Genomic DNA, 19,019 nt, shown 5'->3' on the forward strand with positions numbered 1-19,019 from the left:
TATAGTTATACAAATATTTACACAGATAAAATATTAAAAAAATATCTTGTGTATTTGGGTACAATTACTAAATTGTTACTCATTTATATTAGTAAATGCATTGGTATAAATAAAAATAATTATCAAAACTGTGAGCAGTGAGTAAACTAACTACTGACGGTTATCGCAAGAGTTTACATTTATTGTGTTTCCACTGACTACAAATCTCAGATTTTAGTTTTTGTCTCAATTCAATATAAAATCTAAAACTTAAAATCCAAAATCAACATGGCAGACCTAACTCCCAATTCTAGTTTTAGTTTGACGCTGCGCTTGCAAATTCCCAATCGCATAGGGATGTTAGCGTCAATAACCCAGGCGATCGCCACCACTGGCGGTAATCTCGGTCAAATTGATTTAATCGAGCAAACCCGCAAAGAGTCCATCCGCGATTTGACTGTGGATGCTGCTAGTACTGAGCATGCTGAAACCATTGTGCAAGCAGTGAAAGCATTGCCAGACATCAAGTTACTGAGTGTCTACGATCGCACCTTTAATTTGCATCGCGGGGGCAAAATCAGCATTACCAGCAGAATTCCCCTGAAGAGTGTTTCCGATCTAGCAATGGCTTACACGCCCGGAGTCGGTCGAATTTGTACGGCGATCGCTCAAGATCCAGAGGAAGTTTACAAGTTAACCATCAAACAAAACACTGTTGCCATTGTTACCGATGGTAGTGCCGTTTTGGGCTTGGGAAATCTCGGCCCAGCAGCCGCCCTACCAGTCATGGAAGGCAAAGCAATGCTATTCAAGGAATTTGCGGGGCTGGATGCTTTTCCCATCTGTCTGGCCACCCAAGATACAGATGAAATTATCCAGACAGTTAAGAATATCGCTCCAGTTTTTGGGGGCGTGAATTTAGAGGATATCGCTGCACCTCGCTGCTTTGAAATTGAAAAGAGATTGCGCGAAGAGTTAGATATCCCCGTTTTTCATGATGACCAGCATGGTACAGCAATTGTCACCTTGGCAGCGTTGTTTAATTCCCTAAAGCTAGTACATAAGTCAATGGCGGAAATCCGCATCGTGATTAATGGTGCTGGGGCGGCGGGAGTGGCGATCGCACGCTTACTCCGTAAAGCTGGGGCAGAAAAAATCTGGATGTGCGACTCTAAAGGGATTATATCTACTAGTCGCACCGACTTGACAGAAGAAAAACTTGAATTTGCCGTGAAAGCTCAAGGTACGTTAGCGGGTGCGATGCAAGGGGCAGATGTGTTTATTGGAGTCAGCGTACCAGGAGTTTTGACACCAGAGATGGTGCATTCAATGGCGAAAGACCCTATTGTGTTTGCAATGGCAAATCCCATTCCAGAGATTCAGCCAGAATTAATCAGTGAAGATGTTGCTGTGATCGCTACCGGTCGCAGTGACTACCCGAATCAAATCAATAACGTCCTAGCTTTTCCTGGGGTATTCCGTGGTGCTTTAGATTGTCGGGCACAGGCAATTACCACCACAATGTATCTGGAAGCAGCAAGTGCGATCGCCTCCTTAGTCAAGCCTTCAGACTTGGATCGGGAACATATTATTCCCTCAGTCTTTGATGAGCGCGTCGTCAGTGCTGTTGCTGCTGCTGTGCAACGTGCAGCACGTGAAGAAGGTATCGCTCGGAATTAATTAAAATAATGACTCTTGTGGGATGAGCCTCTTGCCCGTCCCACAGCAGATCCTTCTATGCAATCTCCTATAGGGAAATTGCCAAAACCAGCAAACCATTTTGGGTACTCCCCGTTATTTTATGATTTCGGTTGTGCAATTTGCCTAACAACTTGTTCGTCCAAACCTAACGCTTGGGCTATCTGTTCAATACTCAATCCTAACGACCATAGCTGAGGTATTGTTTCTAACTTGCCTTCTAACTTGCCTTCCTGTTTTCCTTCTAACTTGCCTTCTTCTTTACCTTCTTCTTTACCTTCTAACTTGCCTTCTTCTTTACCCTCTGCAAAAACTTCTTGGTAAAATCTAGTTTGCTTTAACTCACTTAATCCGAACATTTTTCCCATCTCCTCCCGGCTCAAGCGCGGCAATTTGTAGATTAATATCGTTTCTATCAATTGTATAATTTCCCTCTGTTGGGCGGCATTGAGAATTTCTTTTCGGGCGATGTTTACAATCTCTATAGCTTTTGCTGTTGCAGTTGATTCTGGTTCGATGATTAATTTGACTGTCTCAATCCCGATTGATGATCTGGGAATTGGACTTAACTCGTTTAGGTAAACGCGAGTCAGTCGTTGTGAGTTAAGCAATTCTGTATATCTCTCTGTATCTCCAGTATCAACGCTGCGATTGGGAAAGATGAGAACACCACGCCAGGTGTTAGTTAATTCAGTTTTGTCGAGATAGTTAAAGATTTCGGCGAATAAACGGGAATAAATTTTTTTATCGGGTTGAAATTGCACCTCAGCAAAATAAATCGGTAGTTCTGGAGTATTGGGTAAAAATACACCATCAATTCTAAATGCCAGTTGTTTGACTTCGACTGAGGAAAATTGGTAAGCACTGGCCAGTGATGGCGGTTGGTTAATAAGTTCAAAAAAGGTGCTGGGGAAGCTTTGAAAAATGCGATAAAAGATACTGTCGGTTTTCAAGGCAGCTGGTTTTGCAGTTGATGAGCATATTTTACAGTTTAGCGTAGGCGTAGCCCGCCGTTCGCGTAGCAGGCATCGTTCATTATGGGGCATGTCAGATTAAGGACTGGCAAAACACTCGTCCCCATTTGGTGATTGGATTATAAATAAAGCAACACCATCTAAAACACCACTACTTTGTCAACTGTTTGCAATGAAGTATCAAGTTGGGGACGAGTTTTTACATATTACCCCCCTTAAAAAGGGGGGTAATTGTAGTTTAGTTTTTTTACAGCAGCGATCGCCTTTCAACCCTCATCATCCAAACTCAGATATGGAAGAAGCAGATAAAATTAACAGAATGGTAAAATAAAATTTTCAGCCCGAACATACGCCGATATCTCCATCAGACGGTTCTGAGAACCTATCAACTACCATCAAGTTCAGCGAGATATCCAAATTAAGTGGACTTTCCTTTGACTCTGCTGCTGTGCCTATTTGGGAATTAGTAGCTAAAATTTCCGCCCAAGTCCCTGATGAAGAATGGCAAAAACTACCCACTGACTTAGCTAGGAGATTTTATTTTTACCATAAACAGAAACGCATAAGGGTTAGGCAATGAATGAAACTCAGACCCAGTTACCCACAGATACATGGATTTGTGCTTCTTGGCAAGAGTATGAGCAAGCGATCGCTAATTTGCTCAACGAGAAGGCAAAGAGTTACTACTATAAGGGGTACATGAGGCTGGAGATGGCACCAGTTAGTTTTGATCATGGTAAAGACCATGTTGTAATTATTTTTGCGGTAACTCTATTTGCGACACTTAAAGGAATACTGGCGACAGGTTTAGACACAACTACTTTTCGTAAAACTGGTGTTCAGGACTGTCAGCCCGATGTGGCGTATTACCTAAGAGAAAGCGCCCAAACTATCCCAGCAGGTACAGGGATTGTCAACCTCGATCGCTATCCTGCACCGGATTTGGTGATTGAGATTGCTAAAACATCTCTCCTGGATGATTTAGGTACAAAGCGATCGCTCTATGAAGAGTTGGGTGTTGCTGAATACTGGGTAGTGGATGTGCAAAATGCCCAAATCATCGCTTATGCGATCGCAGAACAGGGTAGTAAACGTATTCAAGAATCTCAGGTATTGCCTGGGCTGGCGATGTCTACTTTAGAGGAAGCTTTACGCCATAGCCGTGAAATAAATCAATCTCAAGTTGGAACTTGGTTATTGAGCCAGTTTCAGCAATAAGAAGGCTCTTATCAAATAAGATCATGTCCGCCAAATTATCCATAATAAAAGAACCCCACCCCCAACCCCTCCCCGCCTGCGGCGAACTCGGGGCCCCCTCTGGGGATTAGGGGCAGGGAGCTAAAGCGCAGCTTTGGCGGGGTGGGGTTGGGGGTATTATGCTTAATTGCCCAGGCATTATATAACTATTCTCAAGATATTTAGCAACCTGGTTTTAATTGTCAGAATTGCAAGTTGCAGATCCCCGACTTCTTTGAAAAGTCGGGGATCATGTTTATGCACATTTGATTCAGGATTGCTATTTTATGCAGAGACGCAATTTTACTCGCATCTCTACAACGTCTGTCCATGACTTTTATTCAGCGTTCACAAATTCCAAATACCCATTACTAAGTTCTTTCACCGCCAAATCATAAAATTGCTTCCCGTGTTCTGGCGTTGCTAAAGCCGGATTTGATCCCATGCGTCCATCTGGATAACGCACTCGGAAGTCAGCTGCGCTATAAATTCTGTGCCCGCTTGCAACTTCTGGTGAAAGAGGTGCTTGCTTAATCACCTCTGGATAAACGTACTGCGTGAGGGCTACTTCACTTGGGGTTGCATGAGAACCTTCTTGATCCCCATATAATTCTTTAGCTAGTTTATACACAGAACCGCACATAAACCAGTTTGCCACTTGACATTGCACCTGTTGGGCATTGGCAATCTGCAAATCTTCTAAATGGGCGTAAGTTTCGGAGAAAGCCGCTTTCAGGGTGGCGATATTACCGCCGTGTCCGTTGATAAAGTAGAACTTGGTAAAACCAGCTTTGGCTAAACAAGTTACATAATCTCGCACTACTTGAATTAAAGTGCTGGGACGCAGACTGATTGTGCCAGGAAAGGAAGTATGATGCAGTGCCATGCCCACATTGATTGTAGGGCCAACGATCGCTCCAGTTGCATCACCCACACCAGCTGCGATCGCTTCTGCACAAATAGCATCAGTACCAATTAACCCCGTTGGCCCATGTTGTTCTGTGGAACCAATAGGGAAAATTATCCCCTTTGACTGCTGTAAATAAGCTTCGACTTCTTCCCAAGTACTTAAATGCAGTAACATTTTTAATGATTTTCCTCAATAAAATTGCGGTGGGACGAAACCTTTTTCTGCTAAACAGCATTTTCTGTAATTAAACTCCCACTAACACGATTATGAACTCCCTTGCTTTCAAGTGGTGGCGTAGACGCGTTGGCGTACTTCTACGGAGAAGCAAGCTACGCGCAGCGTGTCGCAGACAAGGCTCTTGTAAAGAAGCGGCTTGTCGTAGACATCGCTACAATTTTGATTTGTGAGAATCCCAAGCCAAAGATCCCCGACTTCGTAAAAGTTGTCGGGGATCTTGTTTCTCAGGAATGATTTACGATTGAGTTATGAGATGTTAGTTTTCTGGAGCATCAATAAAACAAAGGGGATCAATCTTTAATCTTGATTAATCAAAGTAATAATGCTTTTTTACGTTACTTATAATTTCCCATATGCAAGACATACCAGCGGGAAAAATTACTAAATCGCCTTTACCCATTTGCACTGGCTGTCCACCATCAGGAGTAACAACTACGTCACCTTCCAAAAAGTAGCAAGTTTCTTGAGAATCATAAGTCCAAGGGAATTTTGAGACTTCCTTTTTCCAAATTTCCCATTTAGAGACACCCAATTCATTGAGTCGTTCTTGCCTGGGTTGATGCTCAATTTTAATTTCCATATAGTGTTTTCTCTAGTTATGTTCAACAGTAGGATTGAATATCCTCTCCACACTGATCTACTAGATAACACAAAGCGCGAAAACGCAAGTAGACAAGTTCATCATAAAGCGGATTGAGCTTGCACATTGGCGGAATGTGGCCTATTTTGCGACCAAAAAGCATGATATCGCGCTCGAATGGACACTGAGCGGGAATAAGTTTAACAATAAATTTGGCTAATTTCCGATTCTGAATCTCAATTTTGTCGAGCCATTGACGTAATGGTTGCAGTAAATCTAATTTAGGTAGAGTAAATTGCTTTTTACGGACTGTTTGATCCTTTTCTTCTAAAGGGTTAATAAAAGTAGGCAGAAAAATACGCCGATTATTTGTTTTAAGCATAGTCGTAGACAGGGTTTTCCTGGTGTAGATGAGCTATTTGCCGATTGGGAATATTACCATGTAATCTGTCTGGTCAATTTGCATTGTGCTTGGAAATTAGGAAAGATAGTAAGCACAATGCAAACAATTTACATGCATCTTTGGGGGGAAATGGTTTAACTAATTGTTATTTAAACCCACCAAATCAGGAAGAACTGTCCCCTTAAATACAAAATAACAAAGAAAATATAAAAATGACATTTCTTTAACTTATGGATTGCTAATCTTGGATATAGCAATTTTATATATTAAATAGAAATGCCTGGTTCTGAAACTGCCTAGTATCTAAAGATGGACTTTGGGGGAGAAAAAAACAGTTTAGCTATCACTCCATATAGACTTCGCTAGGATTAGCCCCTAATATCCAGCCATTTTAGGCTATTAAATATCTAGTAATCTGTCCGGTATGTTACACTAGCCAACCTAGATATTATCTAATAAGTAGCAAGAAATCGTTTGATAAGTCCAAGCTAATATACTTAGGGCTTAACAGCATTTACAAGAATATTTGCAAAAAATGCATCGGATCTAAGGGCGTACTGCTGTACGCCCCTACTGATATATATCAGGTATTTTGTGAAATGGTATAATTATAAAAAGCTTATTTCTTAAAATATCTCAAGCCATAACGATCTTGATATTTGCTGATATACTCTACGTTCTGTTGCTCTAATTTTGACAGCAATTTAAGTGAAAATGCTTGTGGTGAATATATAGGACGATACCAAGATTGGTTATTAAAGTAATCTTGTAATTGACGAGTCTCAAAACGGCGACCGTGACGGGCAAAAATCGAATTTCGGATAATATCTAGTTCAAAACCGTCTTTACCCTCCAAATCTGCATCAGTTACAAGTCTTTGGGAAAGCCAGAAATAATTGTTCACAGCCGTGGTATCAACTGGCGGTATTGATGGAGTTGGAGAAGGCGTAGATTGAGTAGGAACAGATGGGGTAGTTGGTGTAAATTCAGGAGTTTCTATCACTGGGCTTGTGATAGTTGACGGTGTTTGTGAAGGTAACACCGTTTTCTCTGCTGTAGGTTGAGAAGATTTTGTTAACACTTGGCTAATAATCACAGATGCACCGATTAACCCACCTGCAATCAAACTGCCGATAAGGATATTATTCTGACTATTACCTTCAGGGCTTGGCTGTGGTTTGACAGGCACTGTCTGAGGTGGCGGTGCAGAGACTACAGTCGGTTGAGTCAAGAGGAGTTGCGTTGGGGGAATAGGATTTGCTATGCTCTGCAAAGTATCCAGCATTGCTCTGGCTGTGGGGTAGCGATCGCGCGGATGATAAGCGATCGCTTTATCGATTACTCTTGCCATAATTGGGCTAACATGACTGGCATACTGTCGCCAGACAATTTCACCCGTGTGGGAATCCGTTTCTAGTTGTTGCGCCACTCTTCCAGTCAGTAAATAAATTACCGTCATTCCTAAACTGTATAAATCACTAGAAAAAACTGGTCTACCTGCGGCTTGTTCACTCGGCATATAGCCAGGTGTACCAATCACAATCGAACTGGTAGGATTGCCTTGGGAATTCACCACTGTTCCCATTGATTCCCGTACAGCGCCAAAATCAATCAGCACTGGTTTACCGTCCCGATGACGCACAATGATGTTATCCGGTTTAATATCGCGGTGAACGATATGTTTAGAGTGAACGTAATCCAGGACGGGTAATAAATTCATGAATATTTCCTGGACAGCGCTTTCACTAAATAGCCCCTGCTTCTGGACTTTTCCAGTCAGGGTATCGCCTTCAATCCACTCCTGAACTAAGTAAAATTGTCCGCCAGAGGAGAAGTAGGCATACAATGCCGGAATTTGGTCATTTGCGCCACCGAGTTCTTCCAAAATAGCTGCTTCGCGTTGAAACCTCTCTTGCACTAATTGGTAAATTTGGGGATTGTTGTGAATCGGTCTTAGCTGTTTAACCACACAATGGCGCTTTGAAGGCATATAGGTATCTTCTGCTAGATATGTTTCACCAAACCCACCAGCGCCCAGTGTGCGGATAACTTGATAGCGATCGTTCAGCAGCTGTATTGTCATGGGAGATTACAAGCGATATTCATAAGATAGTTTTCCCCATAACTACCTTATTTCAAATCTAGTAAACCTTCTTCTTTCAATTTAGGATTGAAGCGAATTTGCATTTGCAAACCACGCACTTCTAGTAATTGCGTTGAAATTTCTGCTTCTACTCTCCGTGCCACATTTTTAATAATTTTTATTTGTGCTAATTCATCATTAGCTGGATTTTGATATTTTGCCTGTTCTTCAGGTGTCATTACCACTTTGACATCAATGGGATGAGTCCATTTTTCCTTGTGATCCCCATTTCCCCAAGGCACACTACCATTTTCCACAATCCAAGCATTTTCAGTATTTTCTAAAATTGTGCGACTAGGGCGTTCAATAGTTTGAACTTTTACCCAATAACATTGCTGTGGCTGACGGACTAAATGCTGCTTGAGGCTGAGATAAACATCACGGGAGTATCCGACAAATTGGAGTACTTTTTCTTGGTCAAAAATAGCATATACACCGATTTTACCCTGAAATTGTTCGGGTAATTGACCGCGATCGTCAATGTAAGGAATGTATTCTAGGGTTGCCAAAGAAGAAAGATTCGTTTCAAGAGCCATACATCAAATATCAAACTTACTATTTGCCTTCAGAATTTAGAATTGCTAATTAGGGAAAAATTATCTTGATAATTACCCATTACCCAATTTTTGGTAAATTGCACAAAGGCGACTGGGTTTAAAAATCTTAGCACTAAACATGAAATTTGGTGGGACGTTGATGATGGCATATTCATCAGATTCATGATACTTTTCAAATTCTGCTGGCATTCCTTTAGTGGTAGTTAAGCTGTAAGGAACTGGTTGGAAAAGTAATTCTGTAAATTTAACTTGCTCACACCGCAACTGTTGACAAATTTGCTTTAAGAAAGCAACGCTTGTCAATAAATTGAATAGAGTTTCTTGAGCTTGTGCTTCAAGAGTGAAACTGCCATCAAAGTTCTGGACGATTTTAAGGGGCATTTTTTGTGTAGGTAGTTATTAAGGATTAAGTGATGATAGAGGATAGGCAATATGTTGCACATGGTCATCAAAAAATGCTAACCAACAAAGCCTATCTTTTTGTGCAGATGAGCTTTGTGAAAAATCACCGCTTTAAGATTAGCCTATTGGATTGTGGGACTTCTGTCAGCCACAGAAGGAAGCTGGCATGATTAAGAATTATAAAGTTCAGCAGATTCTCAGGGATAAGTAATTTCTCTTGAACGCTGTGTTGACAAACTTGAGATATTATACTTAGAAATATTAATATCAAATCTATAACTAGGTGCAAGGAAAATCATTTCTTCAGTATGGAGTAAAATAAAATACAATTGAGTATAAAATGGCACTAAAAATGTCGTAATCCGAAAGCGATACCGACGATGGGCTGCGCCTACGCACTTACCACACCAGCCCCTACCCTCCCTAAAAACGATTCTCACATAACAAAAATGAGTGGATAATCGTGATATAAACCACAACTATCCACTCAAAGTTTACTAAATCCGAGTTACTAGAAAAAATCTCAATTAGATTATTGAAACTTAGGAAAGTTCAAACCAATTAACGTGACTCAGTTCCTTGATTGGGGCTACCTGCTATACCATCCTCTCCTGGTGCTTCTGGTGTAGCAGAGGGTTTAGCATCACTCTTTTCAGCATCGCCAGTTTTGCGGATACTTTCGTCAATGGGGGTTTGGTAGCCACCAGAAGAACTGGGTGTACTTTCTTGCTTATCAGATTTTTGTTTTTGTTCTTCAGCCATGATTACATTCCTAATCATTTATTCTTGGCATTATCTTAAGAAAATTTTGGGTTTGAGTGCATCTATCTAGAATATAGTTATGGCTGATTCGCCCCTCTATCGGAAGTATTGTTTAGTACTACTCATATATGCTGATAAAAATGCATAAATATAGAATTTGTCAACCTTAGAACGTTTGCTGTCGTTAAGGGAGAACTTGAAACGGGTTGGATGTCCAAGATGCTTTTGAAATTGCTTTATTGATAGTTGGCAGGAAATGGTAAATGATCTGAGTGGATAATATAGTCTGATGATTGTGATACAAACTATCAAAGTGTAATTAATGAACCAGAGCAATCTATCGTTACCATCTGGATGTGTCCTTCGCAAGGCAACGTCTGGGGATCAGTGGTCGATTCGATTGCTGGTATTCTCAGCGAAACTCGACCCAACCCAATTAAATTGGCAGCAATTTTGGGTAATTGAATGCGATGCCTACGACGGGCAAAGCCTACGCAATCTGGTAGCTTGTGGACAGTTACGTAATTTTTCAGGGGCACAAGAACTTGGTAGTTTGGTCGTTGCATCAGCTTGGAGAGGTCGCGGTTTGGGTACTTTGCTAACGCAGCATTTGATTAATACAGCAACACAACCACTTTATCTTGAGTGTTTAGGTGAACGATTGGCGCAGTTTTACAGTCGCTTTGACTTTGTGCCAATATCTTTTGAAGACTTGCCACAATTTCCCAGGATAAGAGGCTCGTCTACGCTTAAGGGCAAATTTAGATTCTCGCAATTAGCTAAAAGGTTGCTCAGAATTCCTGTGGTGTTTATGGAATATCAAGGTCAGTTGAGCGTTGATCCCCACTAACCTTAAAAACGAGGGAATTAGAGCAAACCTTTTTAAGGGGAGAAAGTTATCCATGAATCCAACGGAGGTTTAGCAAAAATCGTTAGTAAGACAGGCCCTAGTAAATAGTGGTGACTCAAACACAATAGCCCAGCAGAGGAGCCAAGAAGTTGACGTTGATTAGGGCTGTAGAGTCTAATTCCACGGGGAGATACTGGCAATAATTGAGGTTCTGTCTCTTTTTTAGAAGTAATGTCAACCAAGTAGAAGCGTCCACCGGGAGAAAGTACCCGTGCTATCTCACTAACAACCTGTTTAGGTTCCAAATAGTGCAAGAAACTGATAGTGCTGAAAACAGCATCAAACTGACCATCAGCAAAAGGAAGAGACTCAGCTTTGCCCTCGATATAAATTAAACGTGGACGGTGACGGTTGCTCTGTCTTGCTACCCGCAACATATTAGCAGATAGATCCAATCCGGTGCCTTGCAGGCCAGGAAACTGAGTAGCAAGGCGCTCAAGTAAGCGTCCAGTACCACAGCCGATATCAAGTACATTTGCTAACTCTGGTAAATCGACGGACTCCAGTAACCGTTTGTGAACGGCTCGATAAAACACTGAAGGAAAGAGCCAGTCGTAACTTGGTGCCCATCGGTCAAAAAGTAGCTTTTTGTTACTGAAAAAGTCATTAGTCATCAGTTTTCGCAGCTTTCCTGAAGCTCGATGCTTTTTAGGGTAAGTTTGCTGCGCCTCCAATAAGTTGGTTATAGCTTTGCAGTCTGGCAATATCTAGCCTAGCGTTTGGCACAATACCATTTCACGAAATTCTTGTTAAAAGTACGTTGCTAGGGGCGTACAGATGCAAGTCCCTACAGCCGATTCATTTATTGCAAAAATTTTGGGAATAGTATAAATCATCCGGAATTTTGGCAATTGAATGTGTAGTTAAAAGTGTACCTAGAGACTCATTCTATCTCTGTAGAGAACTAAAGAATGAGCAATTACTGCATAAAACTATAGAACTTAACCGTATGTATTTATAGAGGTTCAAATACAACAAACTCAATCTAGTTTGAAATTATCAAGGTGAACAATTATGACAAACTTTATTCAAGTCCGGTTACATAATGATCTACTGCACCCAGTCCGCGAGTGGTTGGAAACGATAGAAATTCATAACTCTAAATTGGCTCATTTCCTGTGCAAAGCTATTCCTGCTCAGTGCCCCTTTGAGCGAGACATCACCCTGTTTGGTCGGAAGCTATTTCACATTCCTCCAATGTGTAAATTAAATCCCCTATACGAGGAAGTGGTTGGTTTGCGTTTTAGAGCGCTCTGTTATCTTGCCGATGAATGCGGTGAAGATGTCACAGCCTATTGCTAATAGGCAGTTGGATCGTTCTTTGATCAAGCAGCCATCGGTATTTGCCGACTTACGGTTGTTACTTACTTAGGTTTATACTAAGCTAACGTACACCTAATTAGATGTTTGGCTATTCAGTAGCCGGCACCTCGAAGACAGTGTTTCCAGTCCGTATTGTTGCTTACCGTACCCTGCTGAAATCATTAACATCATCATGACGCACATCTTACTGGTTGAAGATGAAGTCAAACTGGCACGATTTGTGGAATTGGAATTAAATTATGAAGGCTATCAAGTCAGTATTGCCTACGATGGATTAACTGCACTCACCGCAGCGCGTGAGTTACATCTAGATTTAGTAATTTTAGACTGGATGTTGCCAGGTTTGTCGGGGTTGGAAATTTGCCGCCGCCTGCGAAGTATTGCTGATAAAGTGCCGATAATCTTATTAACCGTCAAAGATGAAGTTAGCGATCACATTGCAGGCTTAGACGCTGGTGCTGATGATTACCTCGTTAAACCCTTCAAGGTTGATGAATTATTAGCCAGAGTCCGCACCCACCTGCGAAGAAGCCACCAAGCAGATGCCGCAGATGTTTTAGAATTTGAAGACCTGAGTTTAAATCGTCGCACACGGGAAGTGTATCGAGATCAGCGGTTAATTGAGTTAACTGCTAAGGAATTTGATTTACTAGAATATTTACTGGCCCATCCGCGACAGGTAATTACCTGCGATCGCATTTTAGAAGAAGTCTGGGGTTACGACTTCATGGGCGATGCCAACATCATAGAACTTCACATGCGCTACCTGCGTCTGAAACTTGAAGCCAATAATGAAAAGTGCCTCATTCAAACTGTGAGTGGTGTTGGCTATACATTGCATGATTGAATTTGGGACTGGGGACTGGGGATTGGGGATTGGGGATTGGGGATTGGGCATGGGGCACTTGTTTTGTCAATGCAGGAAATGAACTATGGTTGTGGCACCACCATTCACCCCACCGAACTAGGAAACCACAACCTACTGTGCTGTATGTCGGTGTTGGCGGCGGCTTAGAAGCGTTGCAATTCGCTTATTTTTCCCGCCATGCAGGTGCTGTAATTGCCGTTGAACCAGTTGCAGCCATTAAGCCAGCAGAAATAATTGTTACCAATTCAACCTGGCACTATAGCGGTGGTGGTTGCTGTTAAATTATTAACCCCAAAATGTTGTTAATTAATCTATTTATCGCTACGCTTTTTTTAGCATATTCCAATGGTGCAAATGACAACTTTAAAGGGGTAGCAACGTTGTTTGGTAGCCGAACCAGCAGCTATCAAACAGCCATTTTATGGGCAACCTTTACAACTTTTGCTGGTGCAGTAGCTGCGACTTTTTTGGCAAGTACACTAATTAAAAACTTTTCTGGAAAAGGACTAGTGCCTGATGCGATCGCTAACGCTCCAGAGTTTCATTTGGCAGTAGCGATCGCTGCTGGTTTAACTGTGCTAATAGCTACCCTCATTGGGTTTCCCATTTCCACAACTCACAGTTTAACAGGTGCACTGGTTGGCGCTGGATTAGTTGCGATCGGACTCAAAGTTAATTTTGCAGCTTTGGGAACTTCCTTTATTTTGCCTCTATTTCTCAGTCCAATCATTGCTATTCCCTTAGGAGCAGGAATTTACAGCTTATCTGGCTATATTAATTCAAAATTGAACCTATCAGTCAATCAGAAAATGATTGATACTTGTCATTTTATCAGCGCTGGAGTTATCAGTTTTGCTAGAGGATTAAATGATACTCCCAAGATTTTCTCACTAATTCTAGTTATTGAGTATTTTTCGATTCAGGGAGGAATGATCACGATTGCGATCGCAATGGCACTTGGCGGTTTACTCAACTCCCAAAAAGTTGCTGTCACCATGAGTGAAAAGATTACCTCAATGAATCATCCTCAAGGCTTATCCGCAAATATAGTAACTGGAGTTCTGGTAATTGCAGCTAGTTGGTTTGAGCTTCCGGTTTCTACCACATACGTTTCAGTTGGTTCTATTTTTGGAGTAGGATTAATTGGTAAAAAAGCCAATATGCGTGTTTTTTATCAGATACTACTATCGTGGATTTTAACTTTACCTACTGCTGCAATTATTAGTGGAATAACTTACAGATTATTGCAAGGTTAGATAAATTGAATATATTTACGCCATCTTTAAGGATTAGTAACTAATGCAAACCCAATCAAAAGTTATACTACATTCAACAGTCACACCATTTAATAACAAACTCAATTCCTCTTTGACTTCAGTGGATTTATATCTGAGAGTGTCATCGCTAAAAAAAGTTTGTTACCAAAATTGTTACGAGTGCGTTGTTGTTAGCCAGTTACTTTATCATGATATTTAGTTTAGCTCCTCACACCACACTGAAAGCCGTGAAAGATTATGTTTCACGGTTTTTTCCTTTTTCAAAATTGACGGTAGAGGCGTAGATACGGAGTCGTTTGTCGTCAGACATCGCGTCGCATCTTTCCACCTCTTCTAAAGAATTATCGCTCCATTCAAAAGCAAATCTCCCCTTTATCCAATTTTTCCTGGAGTTTTTTTCTAACTGCGTCGGTAAATTTTAGATCAGATGCCAGACTTTCTAAGCGAATATAGCTTTTACGTTGTCTAAGGTTTATCAGCTTATCGATAGTTGTTTGTTTTACACCTGTACCCTTGAAAGCAACAATAAGTCTATCTTTGTCAGCCTTATTAATATTGATAGCAGTAGGTGGCGGTGGCGGTGGTGGTGGCGGTGGCGGGTCTGCTTTAGGTGGTGGAGCTACTTTCTCAGATTTAATAAATTGAATATTTTTAAGCTCTAGCTTTCTTTGTAAAAGAGATGGGCATGAAGGAGCAATCATAAAAGCCAAATCAGATGGGTTTCCCTCTGGCTTGAAATTAACATCACTTAACCATTTCTCAAACGTCTGCAAGTGTCCACTCAAAAGCTCATAGTTTTTTGCTTCACCAAAGGCTCTAGCTATAAGACTGCCATTGTGTAACAATTGCACAGAGCAGTCAAATGCATGACCTGATAGCACAGTTGTAGTTGAAACTGTTGATAAAGTATATGCATATTTACTCAAATAACTTGCCCACTTTGTTCGACACTGCGCTTCCACTAACTCACGGGAATTGCCTTCAAAGACTTGCTCAGGTGCTTCACTAAAATATCTTTCATGTATTTCCAGTACTGATGATGCGTAGTCCTGGCAAAACTTCCTTAAATTATTACTAGCGTTCAAGGGTATATTTTTAATTTCTTCCCATGCTTTTGCAAAATTATTATATCCCTGATAAGCACCTTGAATCCGGTCATCAATCTTAGCTCTGATCATCTCAAGCTCATTGCTATAGCCCTTATGTAGATTGATAACGGCTCTATCTACAATGCTTTCTAATATAATATCTCCAGCAATAAAACCTTTTACATTGTCTGTAGTACCTACCAGATAGATTAGCAGATTGACTTTTGAGTTAAACTGCTGGCGCACTCCCTTAATTAATGCCTTAAAAAGTGATCTAGTGTCTAGAATGTAATTGGGATATTCTTGGAGATGATCTAGCTCATCTGTAAGGTATACAAAGGTAAAAGCTGGCTCTAAAGCTGCGACCTCAGAGATAACATAAAAGAAAAAATCTTCAAAACTAACTCCACTGTCAACAAGATACTTGTTAAACTTAGGATAAAATTGAATTTTGAAATTTTTTGCCGATTCAAGTTCAGCAACTTGGCCTCTTTCTAATAAATCGTTAAGAATACGCTTTGCTACTTCTTTAACTGACGGAGATAAGTTTTGGTTGTGTAGTAACTCCCAGAAGGTGTGAGCTAATATATAACAGTATAATTTGATGCCAAAATTATTATCTCCACTTACTCTTAACAAGTCAGAAAGTGGGAAGCGAACTACTAAAGAAAGACTTCTGTAATTACGCTGAGTCTTAGTTAATTCATGTAAATAAGTTAAAAGTGAAGTCTTACCACTACCAAGCGCAGCTGCAACGAATCTAAAGGCGAAGTAGCCCTCATCAAAAGTATATCTTAGATCATCTTCCAGTAACTGAGTTATATTGGATATGGATCGCATAGAAAGACTAAGAGCAGTAGATCCCTCACCATCTGACCCTGGAGGTCTGACAACACGCTCAATCCAAATATCTTCTATGAAACCTTCACCTCCTTTAACTTGTTGCAAAAAGTCTTTTATAAATTTTTTCTTACCTGCATCTTCTGGCATTATTTACTCTACCCACTGAATTATTTCTTCTTCTTTTTCGGTAACAGCAAAAACTTTGCCAGTCAATTTAAGTGTATTGAAGTACTTATCCAATGTAGATTGAGAAATAGGGTGATTATCCCTAAATTTCAGACCAATATCTCGACTGTAAATAGCAACGACTCCACGCAATTCTTGTTGCTTTCTTTCCGCAAAATATAGTTCTTTAAACTTTTCTACGAATGTGTCAAAGTCCATATCTTCTATAGGCACAGAAGAAGCATAGTCTTTCAACGATGTCAGCTTAAGGCAATGCAGAAGAGTGTTTAGAACTTTTTGCCCTTTTGAAGAGTCGAATTCGTAGTCTGTAGTTTGTAGATTGGCGACAAGCGCTTTCCTGCCCTCTTCTGTGACTGAAATCCGCCTTCTCTTAGGTGATTCTAGTAAATTTTGCTGATATAGAGTGTTATATATGTCATCAGCATTTTTTTTCAGTTCTTTAGACAAATGCTCTTTGACAGTACCTTGAGTTACCGTACCCTCATCTAAGTAGGCAACAGTGTAAAGCAAGTAAAGCATTTGCTCTATGGAGAGTTTAGTCATAAATTCCTCTTACTCTTAAACAATTTTACTTAGACTCCTTTGGTGAACATAGATATATTAACAAAGTAACATATAATACTTAACCCTATATAGTATTTGTTACATTCCGTCGTTCACCGACGAGTAAGTATGCAAAATTCCCCAAATTACTAATCTTGGGGATACAAATAACATTACCAAAAGTAATCGCCCCTTGTATAATTTACTAATCAAAAGCGCGATCGCTCTTTCCCTTTGACTTCGCGCCCTTCTCTGCGAAACACGCAAGCGACGCAGTTCAAAACTGAAACCATTTTTCTACAAGTGGTTAATGCAAAGAAGCTTATCGTTATAGATTACTCATTCCTCCAACAATCTCTGCAAGAGTGTATAAATGTCCCCTTTGTCACCCTCTTTCCGTAGTCCTACCCCAACCACTAAAACCACGACTTTCTCTAGCTCTACTTTATAAATAATTCTGTAGCGTTGACCGACAGCCCTGACACTGCGATATCCCTTAAGCTTGTCAAGTAGAGGTTTTCCCTGCTTTTCTGGATCTGTCTTGAGTTTGTCGATTCTGTCGCTCAAAGATTTCTGATGACGCTGATCCTTAACACCAGTCAACATTTCTAAAGCTAGCGGTGTCAGTTCAATTTCAAACTCTATATTGGCGGGTTGTGGTATATCAGAGTCCAAGTTGGGCTTTTGCTTCCTTCCAGCTAATGGTTTCTTCCCGTTCCCCTTGGCTTATACTCTCCTGTAGCTGATGGGCAAACTCCCGATCAGATAAGATTGCCAGGGTTTCTAACAAAGATTCAAATTGCTCAAAACTAAGTGCTGCCATCACGGGCTTACCATGCTTGGTGATGATCACTGGTTCATCTTTCAACTCATCCGGCAAATCTAATAGTTGTCGTCGAGCTTCCGTAATGGTTAAGTACTTTGGCATATAAATAAGTGTACATTTAAATGTACATTTATTATAGCGTTAGCGCGATGTCTACGACGGGCTACGCCTACGCAGTTTTCCGGCAAACATTGCTCTGTGTCCACACTCTTGCGCTAAAGTTGCAAATGAACGTGCATCTAAAGCCAGGAGGAAAGAGTTGTGAAAGCAGTCTTGATGACAGCAGATGGCAGTCCCGAAGTTCTGCAAGTACAGGAAGTACCAAACCCCGCCGTTCCTGTAGGTAATACTGAACTTTTAATACGTTTGGTGGCAGCTGGCATTAACCCCATTGACACTAAACTTCGTAGCCGAGGCACTTTCTACCCCGATCGCCTGCCGACAATTTTAGGATGTGATGGTGCAGGTGTAGTCGAAGCAGTAGGTGCTGGTGTTCAGCGTTTTCGCACAGGTGATGAAGTATATTTTTGCTACGGCGGATTAGGCGCACACCAAGGAAATTATGCTGAATATACCGTTGTGGATGAGCGGTTTGTGGCACGTAAACCCGCGTCTATCTCCTTTGCAGAAGCAGCAGCAGCGCCTTTAGTATTAATCACCGCCTGGGAAGCTTTATATGAACGGGGACGATTGGAACCTGGGGAACGGGTTTTGATTCATGCGGGTGCTGGTGGTGTCGGTCATGTAGCAATTCAATTGGCGAAACTCAAAGGTGCTACTGTTTCTACCACAGTCAGTTCTGAGGAAAAAGCTAATTTCGTCAAAGAACTCGGTGCAGACCATGTAATTTTTTACAAAGAAACAGACTTTGTGCAAGCGATATTAGATTGGACTAGTGGCCAAGGCGTAGACTTGGCTTTTGACACCATAGGCGGCGAAACCTTTCACAAAACCTTCCCCGCAGTGCGAGTATATGGCGATATTGTGACGATTCTCGAACCAGATGCCAATACTGTTTGGAAAACTGCTAGACTACGTAATCTCCGCATTGGTTTTGAATTAATGCTGACACCAGCCTTGCTAGGATTAGAAGAGAGCCTCCAGCATCATGCAGAAATTCTCAAACAATGTGCCACCTGGATCGATGAAAGCAAGTTAAAAATCCACGTTAGTCATAAGTTTCCTTTAAAAGAAGCAGCTAAAGCCCACCAACTGATTGAAAGCGCTTCTGTGACAGGTAAAATTGTTCTACAGATTAGCGACGAATGATCCAA

General features: G+C 41.1%; 20 protein-coding genes and 1 pseudogene. 8 read left to right on the forward strand and 13 right to left on the reverse strand.

Features of this window, described 5'->3' with window-relative positions; translation table 11 throughout:
- The first annotated feature begins 267 nt into the window (after nucleotides 1-267).
- Nucleotides 268-1,659: a malic enzyme-like NAD(P)-binding protein gene (locus V7K30_RS05565; protein ID WP_334997896.1), complete on the forward strand. Its 1,392-nt coding sequence runs from the start codon at nucleotides 268-270 to the stop codon at nucleotides 1,657-1,659.
- A gap of 119 nt (nucleotides 1,660-1,778) precedes the next feature.
- Here the strand turns inward: V7K30_RS05565 and V7K30_RS05570 are convergent, their stop codons facing one another.
- On the reverse strand, nucleotides 1,779-2,630 hold the full coding sequence (locus V7K30_RS05570; protein WP_334998164.1) for an Rpn family recombination-promoting nuclease/putative transposase: 852 nt from the start codon (nucleotides 2,628-2,630) through the stop codon (nucleotides 1,779-1,781).
- Between the two features lie 597 nt (nucleotides 2,631-3,227).
- Here V7K30_RS05570 and V7K30_RS05575 point away from each other — a divergent pair.
- Nucleotides 3,228-3,869, forward strand: coding sequence for a Uma2 family endonuclease (locus tag V7K30_RS05575; protein WP_334997898.1), 642 nt, complete (start codon nucleotides 3,228-3,230; stop codon nucleotides 3,867-3,869).
- A gap of 355 nt (nucleotides 3,870-4,224) precedes the next feature.
- Here V7K30_RS05575 and V7K30_RS05580 read toward each other — a convergent pair whose 3' ends face one another.
- From V7K30_RS05580 to V7K30_RS05610, 7 genes are all read right to left on the reverse strand, one after another.
- Entirely contained in the window at nucleotides 4,225-4,971 is a 747-nt protein-coding gene (locus tag V7K30_RS05580) for a creatininase family protein (protein ID WP_334997900.1), read from the reverse strand.
- A 370-nt stretch (nucleotides 4,972-5,341) separates the two neighbouring features.
- The gene (locus V7K30_RS05585) at nucleotides 5,342-5,614 is read right to left on the reverse strand and encodes a cupin domain-containing protein (protein WP_334997902.1); all 273 of its coding nucleotides are present in this window, start codon (nucleotides 5,612-5,614) and stop codon (nucleotides 5,342-5,344) included.
- A 22-nt stretch (nucleotides 5,615-5,636) separates the two neighbouring features.
- Nucleotides 5,637-5,996 carry a Mo-dependent nitrogenase C-terminal domain-containing protein gene (locus V7K30_RS05590; protein WP_334997904.1) on the reverse strand — a complete coding sequence of 120 codons (360 nt, stop codon included), beginning with the start codon at nucleotides 5,994-5,996 and terminating at the stop codon, nucleotides 5,637-5,639.
- A 640-nt stretch (nucleotides 5,997-6,636) separates the two neighbouring features.
- Nucleotides 6,637-8,100 carry a protein kinase domain-containing protein gene (locus V7K30_RS05595; RefSeq protein ID WP_334997906.1) on the reverse strand — a complete coding sequence of 488 codons (1,464 nt, stop codon included), beginning with the start codon at nucleotides 8,098-8,100 and terminating at the stop codon, nucleotides 6,637-6,639.
- A 47-nt stretch (nucleotides 8,101-8,147) separates the two neighbouring features.
- A complete protein-coding gene (locus V7K30_RS05600; RefSeq protein ID WP_334997908.1) occupies nucleotides 8,148-8,696 on the reverse strand; it encodes a GIY-YIG nuclease family protein in 549 nt (182 codons plus the stop codon).
- Between the two features lie 72 nt (nucleotides 8,697-8,768).
- Nucleotides 8,769-9,098, reverse strand: a complete 330-nt coding sequence (locus V7K30_RS05605) for a hypothetical protein (protein WP_334997910.1) — start codon at nucleotides 9,096-9,098, stop codon at nucleotides 8,769-8,771.
- Between the two features lie 582 nt (nucleotides 9,099-9,680).
- The gene (locus V7K30_RS05610; protein WP_334997912.1) at nucleotides 9,681-9,881 is read right to left on the reverse strand and encodes a hypothetical protein; all 201 of its coding nucleotides are present in this window, start codon (nucleotides 9,879-9,881) and stop codon (nucleotides 9,681-9,683) included.
- A 322-nt stretch (nucleotides 9,882-10,203) separates the two neighbouring features.
- On the opposite strand from V7K30_RS05610, the gene V7K30_RS05615 reads away from it, so the two are divergent.
- Nucleotides 10,204-10,731 (forward strand): GNAT family N-acetyltransferase, encoded by a 528-nt coding sequence (locus V7K30_RS05615; protein WP_334997914.1) that lies wholly within the window; start codon nucleotides 10,204-10,206, stop codon nucleotides 10,729-10,731.
- A 32-nt stretch (nucleotides 10,732-10,763) separates the two neighbouring features.
- On the opposite strand, the gene V7K30_RS05620 is transcribed toward V7K30_RS05615, so the two are convergent.
- Nucleotides 10,764-11,405, reverse strand: coding sequence for a class I SAM-dependent methyltransferase (locus V7K30_RS05620; protein WP_334997917.1), 642 nt, complete (start codon nucleotides 11,403-11,405; stop codon nucleotides 10,764-10,766).
- A gap of 400 nt (nucleotides 11,406-11,805) precedes the next feature.
- Here V7K30_RS05620 and V7K30_RS05625 point away from each other — a divergent pair, with 400 nt between their 5' ends.
- The 4 genes and pseudogenes from V7K30_RS05625 to V7K30_RS05640 all read left to right on the forward strand — a co-directional run bounded on the left by V7K30_RS05625 (nucleotide 11,806) and on the right by V7K30_RS05640 (nucleotide 14,238).
- Nucleotides 11,806-12,093: a Mo-dependent nitrogenase C-terminal domain-containing protein gene (locus V7K30_RS05625; RefSeq protein ID WP_334997919.1), complete on the forward strand. Its 288-nt coding sequence runs from the start codon at nucleotides 11,806-11,808 to the stop codon at nucleotides 12,091-12,093.
- Nucleotides 12,094-12,286: 193 nt separating this feature from the next.
- A complete protein-coding gene (locus tag V7K30_RS05630; RefSeq protein WP_334997921.1) occupies nucleotides 12,287-12,961 on the forward strand; it encodes a response regulator transcription factor in 675 nt (224 codons plus the stop codon).
- 69 nt (nucleotides 12,962-13,030) lie between these two features.
- Nucleotides 13,031-13,236, forward strand: a pseudogene (locus V7K30_RS05635) (arsenosugar biosynthesis arsenite methyltransferase ArsM); the annotation flags it as partial.
- 42 nt (nucleotides 13,237-13,278) lie between these two features.
- Nucleotides 13,279-14,238, forward strand: coding sequence for an inorganic phosphate transporter (locus V7K30_RS05640; RefSeq protein WP_334997923.1), 960 nt, complete (start codon nucleotides 13,279-13,281; stop codon nucleotides 14,236-14,238).
- 374 nt (nucleotides 14,239-14,612) lie between these two features.
- Here V7K30_RS05640 and V7K30_RS05645 read toward each other — a convergent pair whose 3' ends face one another.
- The 4 genes from V7K30_RS05645 to V7K30_RS05660 form a co-directional block, all read right to left on the reverse strand.
- Complete coding sequence (locus V7K30_RS05645; protein ID WP_334997925.1) at nucleotides 14,613-16,337, reverse strand: hypothetical protein; 1,725 nt, start codon at nucleotides 16,335-16,337, stop codon at nucleotides 14,613-14,615.
- 3 nt (nucleotides 16,338-16,340) lie between these two features.
- Nucleotides 16,341-16,919, reverse strand: coding sequence for a hypothetical protein (locus V7K30_RS05650; RefSeq protein WP_334997927.1), 579 nt, complete (start codon nucleotides 16,917-16,919; stop codon nucleotides 16,341-16,343).
- 339 nt (nucleotides 16,920-17,258) lie between these two features.
- Nucleotides 17,259-17,594 (reverse strand): type II toxin-antitoxin system RelE family toxin, encoded by a 336-nt coding sequence (locus V7K30_RS05655; protein WP_334997929.1) that lies wholly within the window; start codon nucleotides 17,592-17,594, stop codon nucleotides 17,259-17,261.
- Nucleotides 17,584-17,847 carry a type II toxin-antitoxin system Phd/YefM family antitoxin gene (locus V7K30_RS05660; RefSeq protein ID WP_334714847.1) on the reverse strand — a complete coding sequence of 88 codons (264 nt, stop codon included), beginning with the start codon at nucleotides 17,845-17,847 and terminating at the stop codon, nucleotides 17,584-17,586. Before V7K30_RS05660 ends, V7K30_RS05655 begins: the two co-directional genes overlap by 11 nt.
- A gap of 159 nt (nucleotides 17,848-18,006) precedes the next feature.
- On the opposite strand from V7K30_RS05660, the gene V7K30_RS05665 reads away from it, so the two are divergent.
- A complete protein-coding gene (locus V7K30_RS05665; RefSeq protein WP_334997931.1) occupies nucleotides 18,007-19,014 on the forward strand; it encodes a zinc-dependent alcohol dehydrogenase family protein in 1,008 nt (335 codons plus the stop codon).
- Nucleotides 19,015-19,019: the final 5 nt, after the last annotated feature.

This window comes from Nostoc sp., assembly GCF_036917655.1.
In the GTDB taxonomy this organism is placed as follows: domain Bacteria; phylum Cyanobacteriota; class Cyanobacteriia; order Cyanobacteriales; family Nostocaceae; genus Nostoc.